Origin of the sequence: Phenylobacterium sp. Root1290 (assembly GCF_001425305.1) — a bacterium.
Classification (GTDB): Bacteria; Pseudomonadota; Alphaproteobacteria; order Caulobacterales; family Caulobacteraceae; genus Phenylobacterium.
Map to the genome: position 1 here is coordinate 129,597 of NZ_LMEE01000005.1, position 14,180 is coordinate 143,776.

Below are 14,180 nucleotides of genomic sequence, written 5' to 3' on the forward strand. Positions count from 1 at the left end.
AAACGCCGGGACAAATCGCTTGATTGAGGCATCGATCTCTCCGTCTGCGTTCCCGCATTTGGAGATTAGGGATGTCTGAATATTGCGGACGTCAATGATGTATGGCCGCTATCAGGCATTGACCTGAGTGGGATTGCTCAAGCTTATATAGTTGAAACGTAATGACATTCATTGGGCCGGCGGTTACTTGCGTAACCTTGAGCTTGCGGCTCGCGCGTTCCTCTGTGCGGTGACTAATTTTCTGCCTAGCGCTTGCCGGCGCTCACCGGGGCGCCGGTGAAGGGCTTGGCGTCCTTCATGAGGATGTGGGAGGCGATCTTGTCGACGCCGAGGCCTTCTTGCAGCAGGCGGTCGGCCAGTTCGCCCCAGGCGCGCACGTCGGGGCAGACGACCTTGATCAGGTAGTCGAAGGGACCGGAGACCTGCGCGGCCTCGACCACCTCTGGGATTTCGGCCAGGACGGACTCGAAGTGCAGCAGGTCGGCGGGGCGGTGGCTCTTGAGCGTCACCTCGCCATAGATCGTGACGGTCGGGCGGATGCGCTCGATGTCCAGGCGGGCGTGATAGCCGAGGATCAGGCGCTCGGTTTCGAGCCGGCGGACGCGGGCGAGGCAGGCGCTGGGCGAGAGGGCGACCTTGTCGGCAAGCGCCTGGTTGGTGATGCGGCCGTCGGCCTGCAGATTCGCCAGGATCTTGAGATCGATCCGGTCGAGCGAAGGATATCCGTCCAAGGCCTGTTCCCGCCGCAGTATCTGCGGAGCAAGACCTCGTCTTCCGCCGCCCATTTCGAGGAATCCCTAGCACAATAAGCATCTGAGGCTTCGATCATTTCTGCGGAGGATGCCATGATAAGCACCGGCGTCGTTATCCGCCCGGCCGCCCTGTCCGACCTTGAGTCCCTGCACGCCCTGGCGCTGAGCGCCGGGCTGGGCATGACCAATCTGCCGCCCTGCCGCGAGCGCCTACTAGGCCTGCTGAACGCCAGCGCCGATGCGCTGGCGGGAAACCGCAAGGCCGGCAGCCAGATCCTGCTGGTCATGCAGGCTGGCGACGAAGTGGTGGGCACGGGCTGTATTTTCCCGAGCGTGGGCGGCGACTGGCCGTTCTACTCGTATCGCATCGGCCGCCTGCGCCAGACGTCGCAGGCGCTGGGCAAGGTGGTGGAGAACACCATCCTGACTCCGGTGAACGACTATGACGGCTCGGCGGAGGTCGGAGGGCTGTTCGTCCGGCCGGGCCTGCGGGGAATGGCGGGCGGGCGGCTGATGGCGCGCTCGCGCTACCTGTTCATGGCCGAGCACCGCGACTGGTTCGGCGACCGGGTGGTGTCCGAGCTGCGCGGCTATCAGGACGCGGACGGCCGCTCGCCGTTCTGGGAAGCGGTGGGCCGCAAGTTCTATGGCCTGGAGTTCAAGGAGGCCGACCGCATCAGCGTCGGCGCCGGCAAGCAGGTCATCGCCGACCTGGGGCCGAAGTATCCGATCTACCTGAACCTGCTGCCGACCGACGCGGCGCTGTCGGTGGGCCAGTTCCACCCGGACGGTGCGCGGGCGCACGCCCTGCTGACCGAGGAAGGCTTCAAGTTCGAAGGCTGCATCGACATCTTCGACGCCGGCCCGACCATGGTCGCCGACATCGACAACCTGCGGGCGGTCCGCGACAGCCGGGTTGCGACGCTCCGTGAGATCGGCCCCTGCGACGACGGGGTCGAGGTGCTGGCCTGCGCCGGCGCCGTCGAGACGTTCCGCGCCTCGCGCGGGCGGATCTCGGCGCAGGGCGAGGGCGTGAGGGTCAGCCCGGAGTTGGCCGCCGCTCTGAACGTGCAAGTGGGAGACGTCATCCGCCATGTCGAATTCTGAGATCGTTTCCACCGATCCCTGCACCGGCGAGGTGGTCTGGCGCGGCGCGGCGGCGCAGGCCGGCGAACTGGACGCTCTGCTGGCGCGGGCGCGGCGAGGGTTCGAGGCCTGGTCGAGCCGCTCGCTGGACGAGCGCCATGCGGTGGCGCGCAGATTCGCCGAGCTGGCCAAGGCGCGGCGCGAGGAGATCGCCCGGCTGCTGAGCCGCGAGACCGGCAAGCCGTTCTGGGAGACGCTGACCGAGGCCGACACCGTCGCCGGCAAGGTCGAGGTCTCGATCCGCGCCCAGGCCGAACGGGCCGGCGAGCGGAGCAGCGACATTCCAGGCGGGACGGCGCGCTTGGCGCACCGGCCGCACGGCGTGCTGGCCGTGATCGGGCCGTTCAACTTCCCCATGCACCTGCCAAACGGCCACATCGCCCCGGCGCTGCTGGCCGGCAACGCGGTGGTGTTCAAGCCCAGTGAGAAGACCCCCGCCAGCGGCCTGCTGCTGGCGCATCTGTGGCGCGAGGCGGGCGTGCCCGACGAGGTGCTGCAGGTGGTGGTCGGCGGCGCGGAGATCGCCAAGGCGCTGGTGGTCCATGACGGGATCGACGGCGTGCTGTTCACTGGCGGGGTCAATGCCGGGCAGGCGATCCATGTCGCCCTGGCCGACCGGCCGCAGAAGATCGTCGCCCTGGAGCTGGGCGGCAACAATCCGCTGATCGCCTGGGACGTCGCCGACGCGGAAAGCGCGGCCCACCTGATCGTCCAGTCGGCCTATGTGTCGGCCGGTCAGCGCTGTTCGTGCGCGCGGCGGCTGATCGTGCCGCAGGGCGCGGCGGGGGATCGCATCGTCGAGGGCCTGAGCGCCCTGATCGACCGCATCGTGGTCGGCGCGCCTTTCGACGAGCCGCAACCGTTCATGGGGCCGGTGATCGACATGGCCAGCGCCGCACACCTGCTGGACGCGCAGGCGCGGCTGGTCGGGACGGCGATCCGCGAGCTGCGACAGCTGGAGGACGGCAAGCCGTTCCTGACGCCGGGCCTCGTCGACGTGACCGGGGTGGCGGTTCCCGACGCCGAGAACTTCGGACCGCTGCTGCAACTGGTTCGAGCCAGGGATTGGGACGAGGCGATGAGCGTCGCCAACGCCACGCGCTTTGGCCTGGCGGCTGGGCTGCTGTCGGACGACGAGGCGCTGTACCGCAGGTTCTGGAGCCAGGCGCGGGCGGGCATCGTGAACTGGAACCGGCCGACCACGGGCGCGGCGGCCACCGCGCCGTTCGGCGGGCCGGGGCTGTCGGGCAACCATCGGCCCAGCGCCTACTACGCCGCCGACTATTGCGCCTATCCGGTGGCGAGCATGGAGGCGGGGGCGGTGGACTTCCGCATCGCCACGGGGTTGGCGGCGTGAGCGCCGTTGAGATCAATTTCGACGGCCTGCCGGGGCCGACCCACAACTATGCGGGCCTTTCGGTCGGCAATGTCGCCAGCCAGAACAACTTCGGCGAGGTGTCCTATCCCCGTGCGGCGGCCCTGCAGGGGTTGGCCAAGATGCGCACGGCGATGGAGCTGGGCCTGACCCAGGGGTTCCTGCCGCCGCCGCTGCGGCCGGCGGCGCAGGCGTTGCGCGGGTTCGGTTTTGCAGGCTCGGACGACGACGTTTTGGCCACCGCGGCCGAGCAGGATTTGGCGCTGTTTCGGGCCGCATGCTCGTCCTCGAGCATGTGGCGGGCCAATGCGGCGACCGTGCTGGCGGCGCCCGACACCGCCGATGGGCGGGTGCATCTGGTGACCGCCAACCTGGCCGGGATGCTGCACCGGAGCTTCGAGGCGGATGAGACCTTCGCGCTGCTGAAGCGGGTGTTCGCCAGCGAGGATCGCTTCGCCGTTCATGGGCCGCTGCCGAGCGCCAGGCACTTTGGCGACGAAGGCGCCGCCAATCACATGCGGCTGGCGGCGAGCCACGGCGCGCCGGGCCTCAACGTCTTCGCGCATGGCGAGGCGAGCCGCGGCGGGGCGTTTCCAGAGCGCCAGAGCCAGTGCGCCAGCCAGGCCGTTGCGCGGCTGGCCGGGCTGGCGGCCGAGCGGACCTTCTATGCCTTGCAGAACGAAGGCGCGGTGCAGGCCGGCGCCTTCCACAACGACGTGGTGGCGGTCGCAAACCAGAACGTGCTGCTGGCCCACCCGGAGGCCTTCGCCGATCCGGCCAGGCTGTATGGCGAGTTGCGGGCGCGGCTGCCGAACCTGCACGTCGTGGAGACGTTCGGGGTCAGCCTGGCGGACGCGGTGTCGTCCTATCTGTTCAACTCGCAGCTGGTCAGTCTGCCGGAGGGCGGCATGGCGCTGATCCTGCCGTCGGACGCCAAGGACAATGCGGCGGCCTGGGCGGCGGTCGAGGCGGTGGTGGCTGGCGACAATCCCATCACGCGGGCGGTGGTGGTCGATGTGCGCGAGAGCATGCGCAATGGCGGCGGGCCGGCTTGCCTGCGGCTGAGGGTTCCGGTGGACGGGCCGGCGCGGGCCGGGATCGATCCGCGTTTCATCCTCGACGAGGCGCGCTGGACGACGCTGGCCAAGGTCGTCGTGGCGCACTGGCCAGAAAAGATCGCGCCAGGCGACCTGGCGAAGCCGGAGCTATGGGCGCAGGCGCGGCAGGCTCACGCGGCGCTGGAGGCGGCGATCGGGTAGCATGAGGTGTCATCCCGGTTTCGGCGCAGTCGAAAGCCGGGACCTATGAACACCTGATCCCTCAAGGTTCGCGCGAAATTGGCCAGTACGGCGCGAATGGATCCCGGTCTTGCTTCGCAAACCGGGATGACACTGCGGGGGGAGCCCGGACGGGCGCGGGGGAGCGCCCGCCCGGGCGACGCCGGGGATTGGAGCTATCCCACCAGCGTCAAACTGGTCGCGGCGGCCAGCAGGGCGATGACGCCGGTGGCTGCGGTGAGCGTCGAGGCGAGCCGCGGCTCGATGCGCATGAGGTCGCGCGGGGCGACCTGGGCGCTGATGGCGGCGACGCCGCCGAGCAGCAGCAGTTGCGAGGTCAGAGCCAGGGCAGGCAACAGTGCGGCGGGGATCAGGCCAAAGCTGCGTGCGGCCATCATGGCGGCGAAGGCCCAGACGAACAACGGCGGGACGGGGAAGCGGCGGGCGCGCGCCTGCATGCCCATCGACAGCGCCACGGCGACGATCACCGGTCCGAGCCAGAGGATGCGCGAGAGCTTGGAGAGGGCGGCCGAAGCCTCGGCGGCCGGCGAGACCGATTGCCCGGCGGCGACCACCTGGGCGACGTCGTGGATCGAGAGACCAAGAAAGACGCCGGTCTGGCGCTCGCTGAAGCCGAGATGGCGGGCGATCAGCGGGTAGGCGACCATGGCGATGGTCGAGAGCAGGTTGACGCCGACCACCACCAGGGCGGTGGTGCGGCGGCTGGCGTCACTGTCGGGTAGGGCGCTGGCGGCGGCCATGGCCGCCGAGGCGCCGCAGATCGAGACAGCGCTGGCGGCGATCAGCGCCTCGACCAGCGGCAGGCCGGCGAGCAGGCCGATGCCCGTCGCCGCGCCGAGGCTGGCCATGACCACGCCGCCGCTGGCGAGCGCGACGGGAAGGCCGAGGGCGGCGAGTTCGGCGAAGGCGATCTGGGCGCCGAGCAGGGCGACGCCGGTCTTCAAGCCCGGCTTGGCCCACCAGCAGAGCGCAGGCCCAAGGGTGGTCGACCAGCCGGCCAGGCCCAGGCCCATGCCGGCCACGGCGGCGATGACCGGGGCCGGGAAACCGCTGGCGCGGCCGAGCATCAGCGCGGCCAGCGCGATCAGCCCGATGGCGACCACGCCGAGCGCGGGGTGGCGCGCCTGTCCCGCGGTGAGCGGGAGGTGGGTCACGCCTGCAGGGCCTTGTGCGCGCCGGCGTCCGGGCGGCCGCGGGCGGCCATCTGGGCATGCAGGCGTTGGACGCAGAGGCTGGCGGTCTTTTCGAACCAGAACGGGAAGATGGCGTGCACCAGGCAGGCGGCGCCGGCGGTGATCATGGTCAGCCCAAAGCTGGAGGCCTGGGCCAGGTGCCGGCCATAGCTCTCGCCCACGGAACTCGGATGCCGGTTGAACGCGTCCAACATGAAACTCTCCCACGCAATCGACCTGCAGGATGGGCGCGTGGGGAGAGAAAGGCGTTGTCGAATTTGTCGCCGTTCGTTCAGAATGGAGAATGTTGTTCCTGTCGAGCGGTGGATTTTATGAGTAGCGTTCTCCTTGATCCGATAGATCGGCGAATCCTGCGTGAGCTGCAGGCCGACGCGACGATTCCGGTCGCCGAGCTGGCCGAGCGGGTCGGGCTGTCGCAGACGCCATGCTGGAAGCGGGTCAAGCGGCTGACGGACGAGGGTGTGATCGAGCGCCGCGTGGCGCTGCTGGCGCGCGAGAAGCTGGACCTGGGGCTTGTTGTGTTCGTGTCGCTGAAGACCAGCCGCCACGACGAGGAGTGGCTGGCCCAGTTCGCCAAGGGGGCGTCGGCCCTGCCGGAGGTGGTGGAAATCTACCGGCTGGCGGGGGAGACCGACTACCTTCTGAAGGTCGTGGTGTCGGACATCGCCGCCTATGACCGGTTCTACAAGCGCCTGATCGCCGCCGCGCCGCTGAACGACGTGAGTTCGGCCTTCGCGATGGAGCAGATCAAGTTCACGACCGCGTTGCCGGTTTAGGGGCGCTCTTCTCTCAGGCTGCGGGGGGCGGCGGGGCCGTGGCCCCTCACCCTAGCCCTCTCCCCGTGGGGGAGAGGGGACGTGCTGGCCACTTCGTGGGAGGGGAGTTCCGGGGCGGGCGAGGATCGGCTAGGCAGGACGCATGAACCTCTACGAGCTGCTCGCTTCGCGTTTTCCCGCCGATCGCTCCAAGCCGGCGTTCCTGCTGCCCGACGGGAGCGCGATCTCCTATGGGGCGCTGGAGGACGACGTGGCGCGGACCGCGGCGCTGCTGGTCGAGCACGAGGTCGAGCCGGGCGACCGGGTGGCGCTGCAGTCGGAGAAGAGCGTCGAGGCGGTGGTCGTCTATCTGGCGACCTTGAAGGTGGGAGCGGTCTTCCTGCCGCTGAACACCGCCTATACCGAGACCGAGATCGACTACTTCATGGACGACGCGCAGCCGGTGCTGTTCGTCGAGGACGCGGTCGAACTGGTCGCCGACGCGCGCAGCCGCGAGCCGCTGCGCGAGACGCTGGCGCGCGGCGATGACGACCTGGCCTGCATCATCTACACCTCCGGCACCACCGGGCGGTCCAAGGGCGCGATGCTGAGCCACGGCAACCTGGCGGCCAACGCCCAGGCGCTGCACGCGGCCTGGGGGTTCAGCGAGAACGATGTGCTGCTGCACGCGCTGCCGATCTTCCACGTGCATGGGCTGTTCGTGGCGCTGCACTGCGCGTTCCTGTCGGGCGCGCCGATGGTGTGGCTGGCCAAGTACGACGACGCTCAGGTGCTGGCGGGGCTGCCGAAGTCGACCGTGATGATGGGGGTGCCGACCTTCTACACACGGCTGCTGGCCAATCGCGGTTTCACGCGGCAGGCGGCCGAGCACATGCGGGTGTTCATCAGCGGCTCGGCGCCGCTGCTGGAATCGACCTTCGCCGAGTTCGAGGCGCGGACCGGCAAGCGCATCCTGGAACGCTATGGGATGAGCGAGGCGGTGATCATCACCTCGAACCCGCTGGACGGCGAGCGCATCGCCGGCAGTGTCGGCTATCCGCTGCCGGGCGTGGAGTTGAGGATCGGCGGCGGCGAGGAGACCGGGACCATCGAGATCAGGGGGCCCAGCGTGTTCGGCGGCTACTGGCAGATGCCGGAGAAGACCGCCCAGGAGTTCACCGAGGATGGCTACTTCATCACCGGCGACGTCGGGCGCCAGGACGCCGACGGGCGGGTGTGGATCAGCGGGCGGGCCAAGGACCTGATCATCTCCGGCGGCTTCAACGTCTATCCCAAGGAGATCGAACTGATCCTCGACGAGATGGACGGGGTGACCGAGAGCGCCGTGATCGGCTTGCCGCACCCCGACTTTGGCGAGGCGGTGACCGCGGTGGTGATCGGGACCGGCGATGAGGCAGCCATGATCGCGACGCTGCGCGAGCAACTGGCGGCGTTCAAGACGCCCAAGAAGGTGTTCTTCGTCGACGAGTTGCCGCGCAACGCCATGGGCAAGGTGCAGAAAAACCTGCTGCGTGAGCGCTATGCAGGCGCCTTCGGGGGATAGCGAAACTCCAGGTTCTTTCGGATAGCTACGTTCGTTGTTTCGAGGGTAGGTTGCGCCCCTCAACTCAGCGAGGGCGCTATGGGCCAGGTTCCGACGGAAGAAACTTTCGAGGGGGCCGGCGGCCTCAAGATCTTCATGCGCTCGTGGCGGCCGCAGGGCGCGCCCAAGGCGATCGTGGTCATCAGCCACGGCTTCAATTCGCATAGCGGACAGTATGTGTGGGTCGCTGAGCAGCTGGCCGCGAAGGGCTTTGCGGTCTACGCGCACGACTATCGGGGCCGCGGCCTGTCGGAGGGCGAGCGGTTCCACGTCGAGCACGTGAACGAGTATGTCGGCGACCTGGTGCAGGTGGTCGGCATCGCCAAGGCGCGCGATCCGGGACTGCCGGTCTATGTGCTGGGCCACAGCGCTGGGGGGGTGATCGCCAGCACCTACGCCCTGGATCACCAGGCCGACATCGCCGGGCTGATCTGCGAGAGCTTTGCATTCCGGGTGCCGGCGCCGGACATCGCATTGCAGGTGATCAAGGGCGTCAGCCACGTGGCGCCGAACATCCCGATCCTGAAGCTCAAGAACGTCGATTTCTCGCGCGACCCGGCGGTGGTGAAGGCGATGAACGAGGATCCGCTGATCCACGACGAGACCCAGCCGAGCATCACGGTCGCGGCGTTGCAGCGGGCGGACGAGCGGCTGACCAAGGAGATCCCGACCATCACCCTGCCGGTGCTGATCATCCACGGGACGGAGGACAAGGCGACCTTGCCCAAGGGCAGCCAGTTCTTCCACGAACACGCCGGGTCGAAGGACAAGACGCTGACCCTCTATGAGGGCCACTTCCACGACCTGCTGAGCGACGTGGGCAAGGAGGGCGTGCTGGCCGACATCGTCGGGTGGATCGAGGCGCGGATCTAGCGGTCTAGGTCCGCTTGGGCGGCAGGGGAATGAAGCCGGAGGTGCGGGCGATATAGGCCTCGTACTCCGGCCGCCTGCGGCGCATCCGGCCTTCGACGGTCGGGGCGCCGCTCCACTTGGTGAGCAGGAAGGTGATCAGCAGCGGGCCGGGCAGGGACGCCGCGCCGATCCAGCCGGTGTCGGCGGCGATCAGGTAGAGGCCCCACCACAGGCAGGCGTCGCCGAAGTAGTTGGGGTGGCGCGTATAGCGCCACAGGCCGGTGTCGAGCACGCGGCCGGCATTGGCGGGGTCGGCCTTGAAGCGGACCAGTTGGTGGTCGCCGATCGTTTCGAAGGCGATCCCGATGCAGGCCAGGGCGACGCCCGCCCAGGCGAGGGCCTCGAACGACGGGGCCTCCGTCGCCTGGCCAAGCTGCACCGGCAGGCAGACGATGAACTGCAGCGGTCCCTGAAGGGCGAAGACCATCAGCAGCGAAGCCTTGGCGAAGCTCCAGCCGCGTTCGGCCTGGGCCTTGCCCATCATGGCCTGGTAGCGGGGGTCCGGACCGTGGCTGCGCCAGCGCCACAACAGATAGAGCCCAAGGCGCAGACCCCAGACCGTGCAGAGTGCGACCAGCGCCAGGGCGTGGGGGCCGCGCGCGCCGCCGACGAAGAAGGTCGTCCAGGCGATGACCACCATGCCCAGCGCCCACCAGCCGTCGACGAAGCTGGGGTCCTTCAGGCGGATCGAAAGCAGCCAGAGCCCGAGGAAGCAGGCGGCCGACACCGCGGCGTTGACGACGAGAAGCTGACTGACGTCCATGGATCGCCCCCGATCAGATACCGGGACGATACGTCCGAAAGCGCTGTTCGGATGCACCGAACAAGGGGGCGAGACGAGAAGTCGCGCCCCCTTGCACCTAGGCGTTGACCAGGGTCATGCCCCGTTCGTCGTAGCGCTCGCCCGCGACCTTGGCGGCCAGGGCGTCGAGGCCGGCGGTTTCCGCTGCGGTCAGGGTGACGTCGGCTGCGGCGAGGTTGGACTGGAGGTTGGCCAGCCGGGTGGTGCCGGGGATGGCGACCACGTTCGGCTTGGCGGCCAGGACCCACGCCAGGGCGATCTGGGAAGCGTTCGCGCCGCGGGCCTGGGCGATCTTCTCGATCTCCTCGACCAGGGCGAGGTTGGCCTCGTAGGCGTCGCCCTGGAAACGCGGCGAGACCACCGCGCGGTAGTCGTTCCCCTCCGGCCTGTGCTCGCGCGTGAAGGCGCCGGTGAGCATGCCGCGGCCGAGGGGCGAATAGGCGACGACGGTCACGCCGGTCTCCCAGCAGAGCGGCAGGACCTCGCGCTCGATGTCGCGGGTGAAGATCGAGTACTCCCACTGCACGGCGGCGATGGGATGCACGGCCTGGGCGCGGCGCAGGCTGTCGGCGTTGACCTCGGAGAGGCCGATCGCCTTGATCTTGCCCTCCTGGACCAGCTTGGCCATCGCGCCGACGGTTTCCTCGATCGGCAGGTTCGGGTCCTTGCGGTGCAGATAGTAGAGGTCGACGTGGTCGGTCTTGAGCAGGCGCAGGGACTGTTCGATCGCGCGGCGCATGTTGGCTTCCGAGCCGTCGACACCGCGCACGGTGCGAGTGGCGAGATCGCCCACCGGGCCGAACTTGGTGGCGATGAACGCCTTGTCGCGGCGGTCGTGGAAGGCCTGGCCGAGCAGGTTTTCGTTGGCGCCGAAACCGTACAGCTCGGCGGTGTCGAAGTGATCGACGCCGAGGTCCAGCGCCTGGTGCAGCAGCTTGACGGCTTCGGCTTCGTTCATCGGCTCGCCATAGGCGATCGACATGCCCATGCAGCCCAGGCCGATAGCATTCACGTCACGGCCGGTTCGGCCGATTTCCCGACGGATCATGGGGCACTCCGCAGATTTGGATTGGGGGAAGTGTGAGCGCTCACTCACATGCAGACAATTAGGCGCTGAGCTGGAAAGCGTCAAGGGAGGGGCGCTGTTCCTCAAGGGCGGAACTTTGGGCTGGCCCGGCGGCGCGGCTTGTGGATTTACGAGGGGCATGCATTTCGCCCCCGCCGACCCGTCCGAACTTCCTGCCGTCGCCGCGCTGGTGAACTCCGCCTATCGGGGCGAGAGCTCGCGGCAGGGCTGGACCACCGAGGCCGACTACCTGGGCGGCCGGCGCACGGACGCGGAGACCTTGGCGCGGGACCTGGCCGCGACGCCGTCGGCCGTGGTGATGACCATGCGCGAGGCGGCGGGCGGGCCGCTGCTGGGCTGCGTCTGGCTGGAGCCGACGGACGGCGGGGCCTGGTATCTCGGCATGCTCACCGTCCGGCCGGACCTGCAGGACCGGCAGTTGGGGCGGACGATGCTGGCGGCGGCGGAGGAGCATGCCCGTGCGCTCGGCGCGCAACGCGTGCGCATGACGGTCATCCAGATCCGCGACACCCTGATCGCCTGGTACGAGCGGCGCGGCTATGGCCGCACCGGGGAGACGCGTCCTTTCCCCTATGCGGACCTGCGTTTCGGCGAACCGGCGCGCGACGACCTGGAGTTCATCGTGCTGGAGAAGGCGCTCTAATCCGCTCGGCGATCATCGGGACCAGCCATTCGCCGCGATCGAGCAGTCCGGTGTGGGTCGTGCCGGGGAGGACGGCGAGCCGGGCGTCGGGCAGCAGAGCGACGGTCTCTTGCGCATGGTCGATCCGCACGAAGTCGTTGTCGCCGATGGCGAGCAGGACCGGGGCGGCGATGCGGGCGATGTCGTCCTTGGCCCAGCCATCCCAACTGGAGACCATGGCGTTTATGCGCTCGACGCTCTGATCGAAGGCGCTGGGATCGGGGGCCGCAGCCTCGAACCCGGCGCGCCAGGCGGCGAAGTCCTCCTCGGTCGGCAACAGCGGGATCAGCGCTTCGGAGGGAATGTGGGCCGGGTCGCGCTGCAGCTTCACGAGTTCATGCTGCATGCCGTCGAAGGTGTAGGAGGCGCCGAGCGCGGTGAGGCTGGCGGTCTTGCCGGGGTGGCGGACGGCCACGCCGAACGCGGCCATGGCGCCCAAACTGAACCCGACCAGATGCGCCGCGGGGACCTCAAGATGGTCAAGGACCGCGGCGATGTCGTCGGCCAGGACGTCCATGCGGACGGGACCGGGGCGATCGCCGGTGTGGCCGTGGCATTGGAGCTCGAGGGCGATCACCGGGGCGAGGGCCGTCAGTTGCGGCAGCAGGCGGCCAGCGAAGCCGACCTCGATAGTCATCAGGCCGCCGTGCAGCAGCACGAACGGGATTTGGCCTGATCGCAGCGGGCCGCCATGGATCTCGTAGTAGGTCTCAAGCCCGGCGTTGGACGCATAGCCGCTGGTCGGTTTCATCCCGGATCTCCTCAAGGTCTGCATGGCCCAAGGACGTGCGAGGAGCAGCCTAGCCGACAATCGCTGTCATCGGTCTGCTGACAAGGAACTGCGGGTTTCACCTCATGGTCGCGGTCGGGACCTGCCGCCACGATCCCCTCGTGATCAGCGCCATAGGGGATGTCGCGATGAAGCGAGCTGACGGGATGACCATGCGGTTGCTGGGATGCGGCGCCGCGCTCGCCGTGACGGCGCTCTGGGCAGGGCAGGCCAACGCCTCCGAGGGCGGGGCGAGCGTCTATCTGCTGGGGTCCGGCGGGCCGGGCGCGGCGGTGGTGCCGCCAATCCAGGGCGTCTTCCTACTCGACACCCAGTACTACTACAGCGGCGAGGCGAGCGCCGATCGGGAGTTCTTGATCGGCGGGAACGTCGTCGCCGGGCTGGACGCCACGGTCAACGCGAACTTCGCCACCGTGCTGTGGGTCCCGACGACGGAGCTGGCGGGTGGGACTCTGGTCCTGGGCGCGGTGCTGCCGATCGGGGGGCCGGACATCAATGTCTCCGCGACACTGACCGGTCCTGGCGGCCAGCAGATTTCACGCAGCCGCAGCGACTCCGCCCTGGTCGTCGGCGACCCGCTGGTGACGGCGATCTGGGGCTGGACGAGCGGCGACACCCACATCGCCGCCAGCACGCTGATCAACATCCCGATCGGCAATTACCGCGAGGATAGGTTGGCGAACCTGGCGTTCCATCGCTGGGCTGCGGACGTGTCGCTGGCCGGGACCTACCTGAACGAAACGTCCGGATGGGATGTCTCGGGCAAGGCCGGCTTCACGTTCAACGGCGAGAACGAGCACACCAACTACGAGACCGGCACCGAATTCCACGCCGAGGCGGCGGTCGAGAAGAAGTTCAACAAGACCTGGTCGGCCGGCGTGCAGGGCTATTACTTCGAGCAAGTCACCGGAGATTCCGGCGCCGGCGCGCGGTTGGGTTCCTTCAAGGGCCGGGTGGCCGGCCTGGGCGTGAACGGAGCCTACAATTTCATGCTGTTCGGCAAGGCGCCGGCGACGCTGCGGCTACATGCCATCAAGGAGTTCGAGGCCAAGAACCGCCTCGAGGGCCATTCCATCTTCCTCGATTTCAGCATGCCGCTGTGGGTGAAGATGCCGCCGGGCGCCGGCGGGGGCGGACTCTAGGCGCGCCAGGAATCGAGCACCGCCTCGGCGGTGGCGTCGAGTTCGGCCTCGGTCCAACGGCGGCCCTTGAGCTCGGTCTTCAGCATCGGGCCGACGGGCGCGAAGAACAGGTTGCCCAGCAGGTCGCCTGGCAGGTCCTTGAAGAGCCCGCGCTCGATGCCGGCCCGGCGCAGCCGGCCGACGGCCGCGGCGATCTGTTCGTGCGCCGCGCCGCCTTCGCGCTTTGAGAGGGCGGATTCGGCGAAGCGCTGGCCGAACAGGAAGGCCTGGGTGTCGCCGCGATAGGTGTCGTAGAGCTTGCGCCAGACGCGCTTGAGGCGGGCGTCAGGCGCCTCGTCGCCGCTCTCGCCGTCGCTGATGGCCTCGAAAATGCGCCGCTTGATGCCGCGATAGACCTCGATCAGCAGGTCGTCCTTGGACGGGAAATGCCGGTAGAGCGTGCCTTCGGCGACGCCGGCCTTGGCCGCGATAGCCGCGGTGGTGGCGGATTCGAGTCCGTCCTGCGCGCCGATTTCGAGGGCCGCGCGCACCAGCTTGTCCTTTGTCGAGGTCGGCGTCGTGAGCATGGGCTCACAAATTGTCGAGGGAGACGTCCTGTCAAGTCTGCTCAAGCGTCGCAGCTTCGGGTTAGAACATCGTCCAA

The 14,180-nt window shown here is 68.6% G+C and carries 15 protein-coding genes; 8 read left to right on the top strand and 7 right to left on the bottom strand.

The genetic code is table 11. The annotated features are described in order from the left end of the window. Nucleotides 1-245 precede the first annotated feature (245 nt). The gene (locus ASC79_RS19915) at nt 246-731 is read right to left on the bottom strand and encodes an Lrp/AsnC family transcriptional regulator (protein ID WP_235528842.1); all 486 of its coding nucleotides are present in this window, start codon (nt 729-731) and stop codon (nt 246-248) included. Nucleotides 732-845: 114 nt separating this feature from the next. Between ASC79_RS19915 and ASC79_RS19920 the strand changes: the two genes are divergently transcribed. From ASC79_RS19920 to ASC79_RS19930, 3 genes are read left to right on the top strand one after another with little or no spacing between them, the layout of a single operon-like run. Then, a complete protein-coding gene (locus ASC79_RS19920; RefSeq protein WP_056026499.1) occupies nt 846-1,859 on the top strand; it encodes an arginine N-succinyltransferase in 1,014 nt (337 codons plus the stop codon). Continuing rightward, the gene (astD, locus tag ASC79_RS19925) at nt 1,846-3,255 is read left to right on the top strand and encodes a succinylglutamate-semialdehyde dehydrogenase (RefSeq protein ID WP_056026502.1); all 1,410 of its coding nucleotides are present in this window, start codon (nt 1,846-1,848) and stop codon (nt 3,253-3,255) included. Before ASC79_RS19920 ends, astD begins: the two co-directional genes overlap by 14 nt. Next, nucleotides 3,252-4,532 (top strand): N-succinylarginine dihydrolase, encoded by a 1,281-nt coding sequence (locus ASC79_RS19930; protein ID WP_056026505.1) that lies wholly within the window; start codon nt 3,252-3,254, stop codon nt 4,530-4,532. The genes astD and ASC79_RS19930 overlap by 4 nt, the downstream gene beginning before the upstream one ends. Nucleotides 4,533-4,726: 194 nt before the next feature. Here ASC79_RS19930 and ASC79_RS19935 read toward each other — a convergent pair whose 3' ends face one another. Then, nucleotides 4,727-5,725: a YeiH family protein gene (locus tag ASC79_RS19935; protein WP_235528843.1), complete on the bottom strand. Its 999-nt coding sequence runs from the start codon at nt 5,723-5,725 to the stop codon at nt 4,727-4,729. Next, nucleotides 5,722-5,958, bottom strand: coding sequence for a DUF6356 family protein (locus tag ASC79_RS19940; RefSeq protein WP_056026508.1), 237 nt, complete (start codon nt 5,956-5,958; stop codon nt 5,722-5,724). Before ASC79_RS19940 ends, ASC79_RS19935 begins: the two co-directional genes overlap by 4 nt. A 117-nt stretch (nt 5,959-6,075) precedes the next feature. Here ASC79_RS19940 and ASC79_RS19945 point away from each other — a divergent pair, with 117 nt between their 5' ends. The 3 genes from ASC79_RS19945 to ASC79_RS19955 all read left to right on the top strand — a co-directional run bounded on the left by ASC79_RS19945 (nt 6,076) and on the right by ASC79_RS19955 (nt 8,995). After that, nucleotides 6,076-6,540, top strand: coding sequence for an Lrp/AsnC family transcriptional regulator (locus ASC79_RS19945; RefSeq protein WP_056026511.1), 465 nt, complete (start codon nt 6,076-6,078; stop codon nt 6,538-6,540). A 142-nt stretch (nt 6,541-6,682) separates the two neighbouring features. Further along, entirely contained in the window at nt 6,683-8,083 is a 1,401-nt protein-coding gene (locus ASC79_RS19950; RefSeq protein WP_056026514.1) for an AMP-binding protein, read from the top strand. A gap of 78 nt (nt 8,084-8,161) precedes the next feature. After that, nucleotides 8,162-8,995, top strand: a complete 834-nt coding sequence (locus ASC79_RS19955) for an alpha/beta hydrolase (protein ID WP_056026517.1) — start codon at nt 8,162-8,164, stop codon at nt 8,993-8,995. A gap of 4 nt (nt 8,996-8,999) precedes the next feature. Here the strand turns inward: ASC79_RS19955 and ASC79_RS19960 are convergent, their stop codons facing one another. Together ASC79_RS19960 and ASC79_RS19965 are read right to left on the bottom strand one after the other, a co-directional pair. Continuing rightward, entirely contained in the window at nt 9,000-9,797 is a 798-nt protein-coding gene (locus ASC79_RS19960; protein ID WP_056026520.1) for a DUF1295 domain-containing protein, read from the bottom strand. Between the two features lie 97 nt (nt 9,798-9,894). Next, nucleotides 9,895-10,884 carry an aldo/keto reductase gene (locus ASC79_RS19965; protein WP_056026523.1) on the bottom strand — a complete coding sequence of 330 codons (990 nt, stop codon included), beginning with the start codon at nt 10,882-10,884 and terminating at the stop codon, nt 9,895-9,897. 157 nt (nt 10,885-11,041) lie between these two features. Here ASC79_RS19965 and ASC79_RS19970 point away from each other — a divergent pair, with 157 nt between their 5' ends. Beyond that, nucleotides 11,042-11,566 (top strand): GNAT family N-acetyltransferase, encoded by a 525-nt coding sequence (locus ASC79_RS19970; RefSeq protein ID WP_056026526.1) that lies wholly within the window; start codon nt 11,042-11,044, stop codon nt 11,564-11,566. Here ASC79_RS19970 and ASC79_RS19975 read toward each other — a convergent pair. Then, nucleotides 11,541-12,356, bottom strand: a complete 816-nt coding sequence (locus ASC79_RS19975; RefSeq protein ID WP_056026529.1) for an alpha/beta fold hydrolase — start codon at nt 12,354-12,356, stop codon at nt 11,541-11,543. The two genes, ASC79_RS19970 and ASC79_RS19975, sit on opposite strands and share 26 nt — an antisense overlap. A 167-nt stretch (nt 12,357-12,523) precedes the next feature. Here ASC79_RS19975 and ASC79_RS19980 point away from each other — a divergent pair, with 167 nt between their 5' ends. Beyond that, complete coding sequence (locus tag ASC79_RS19980; protein WP_200937252.1) at nt 12,524-13,537, top strand: transporter; 1,014 nt, start codon at nt 12,524-12,526, stop codon at nt 13,535-13,537. Here the strand turns inward: ASC79_RS19980 and ASC79_RS19985 are convergent. Continuing rightward, complete coding sequence (locus tag ASC79_RS19985) at nt 13,534-14,103, bottom strand: TetR/AcrR family transcriptional regulator (protein WP_056026532.1); 570 nt, start codon at nt 14,101-14,103, stop codon at nt 13,534-13,536. The two genes, ASC79_RS19980 and ASC79_RS19985, sit on opposite strands and share 4 nt — an antisense overlap. Between the last annotated feature and the right edge of the window lie 77 nt (nt 14,104-14,180).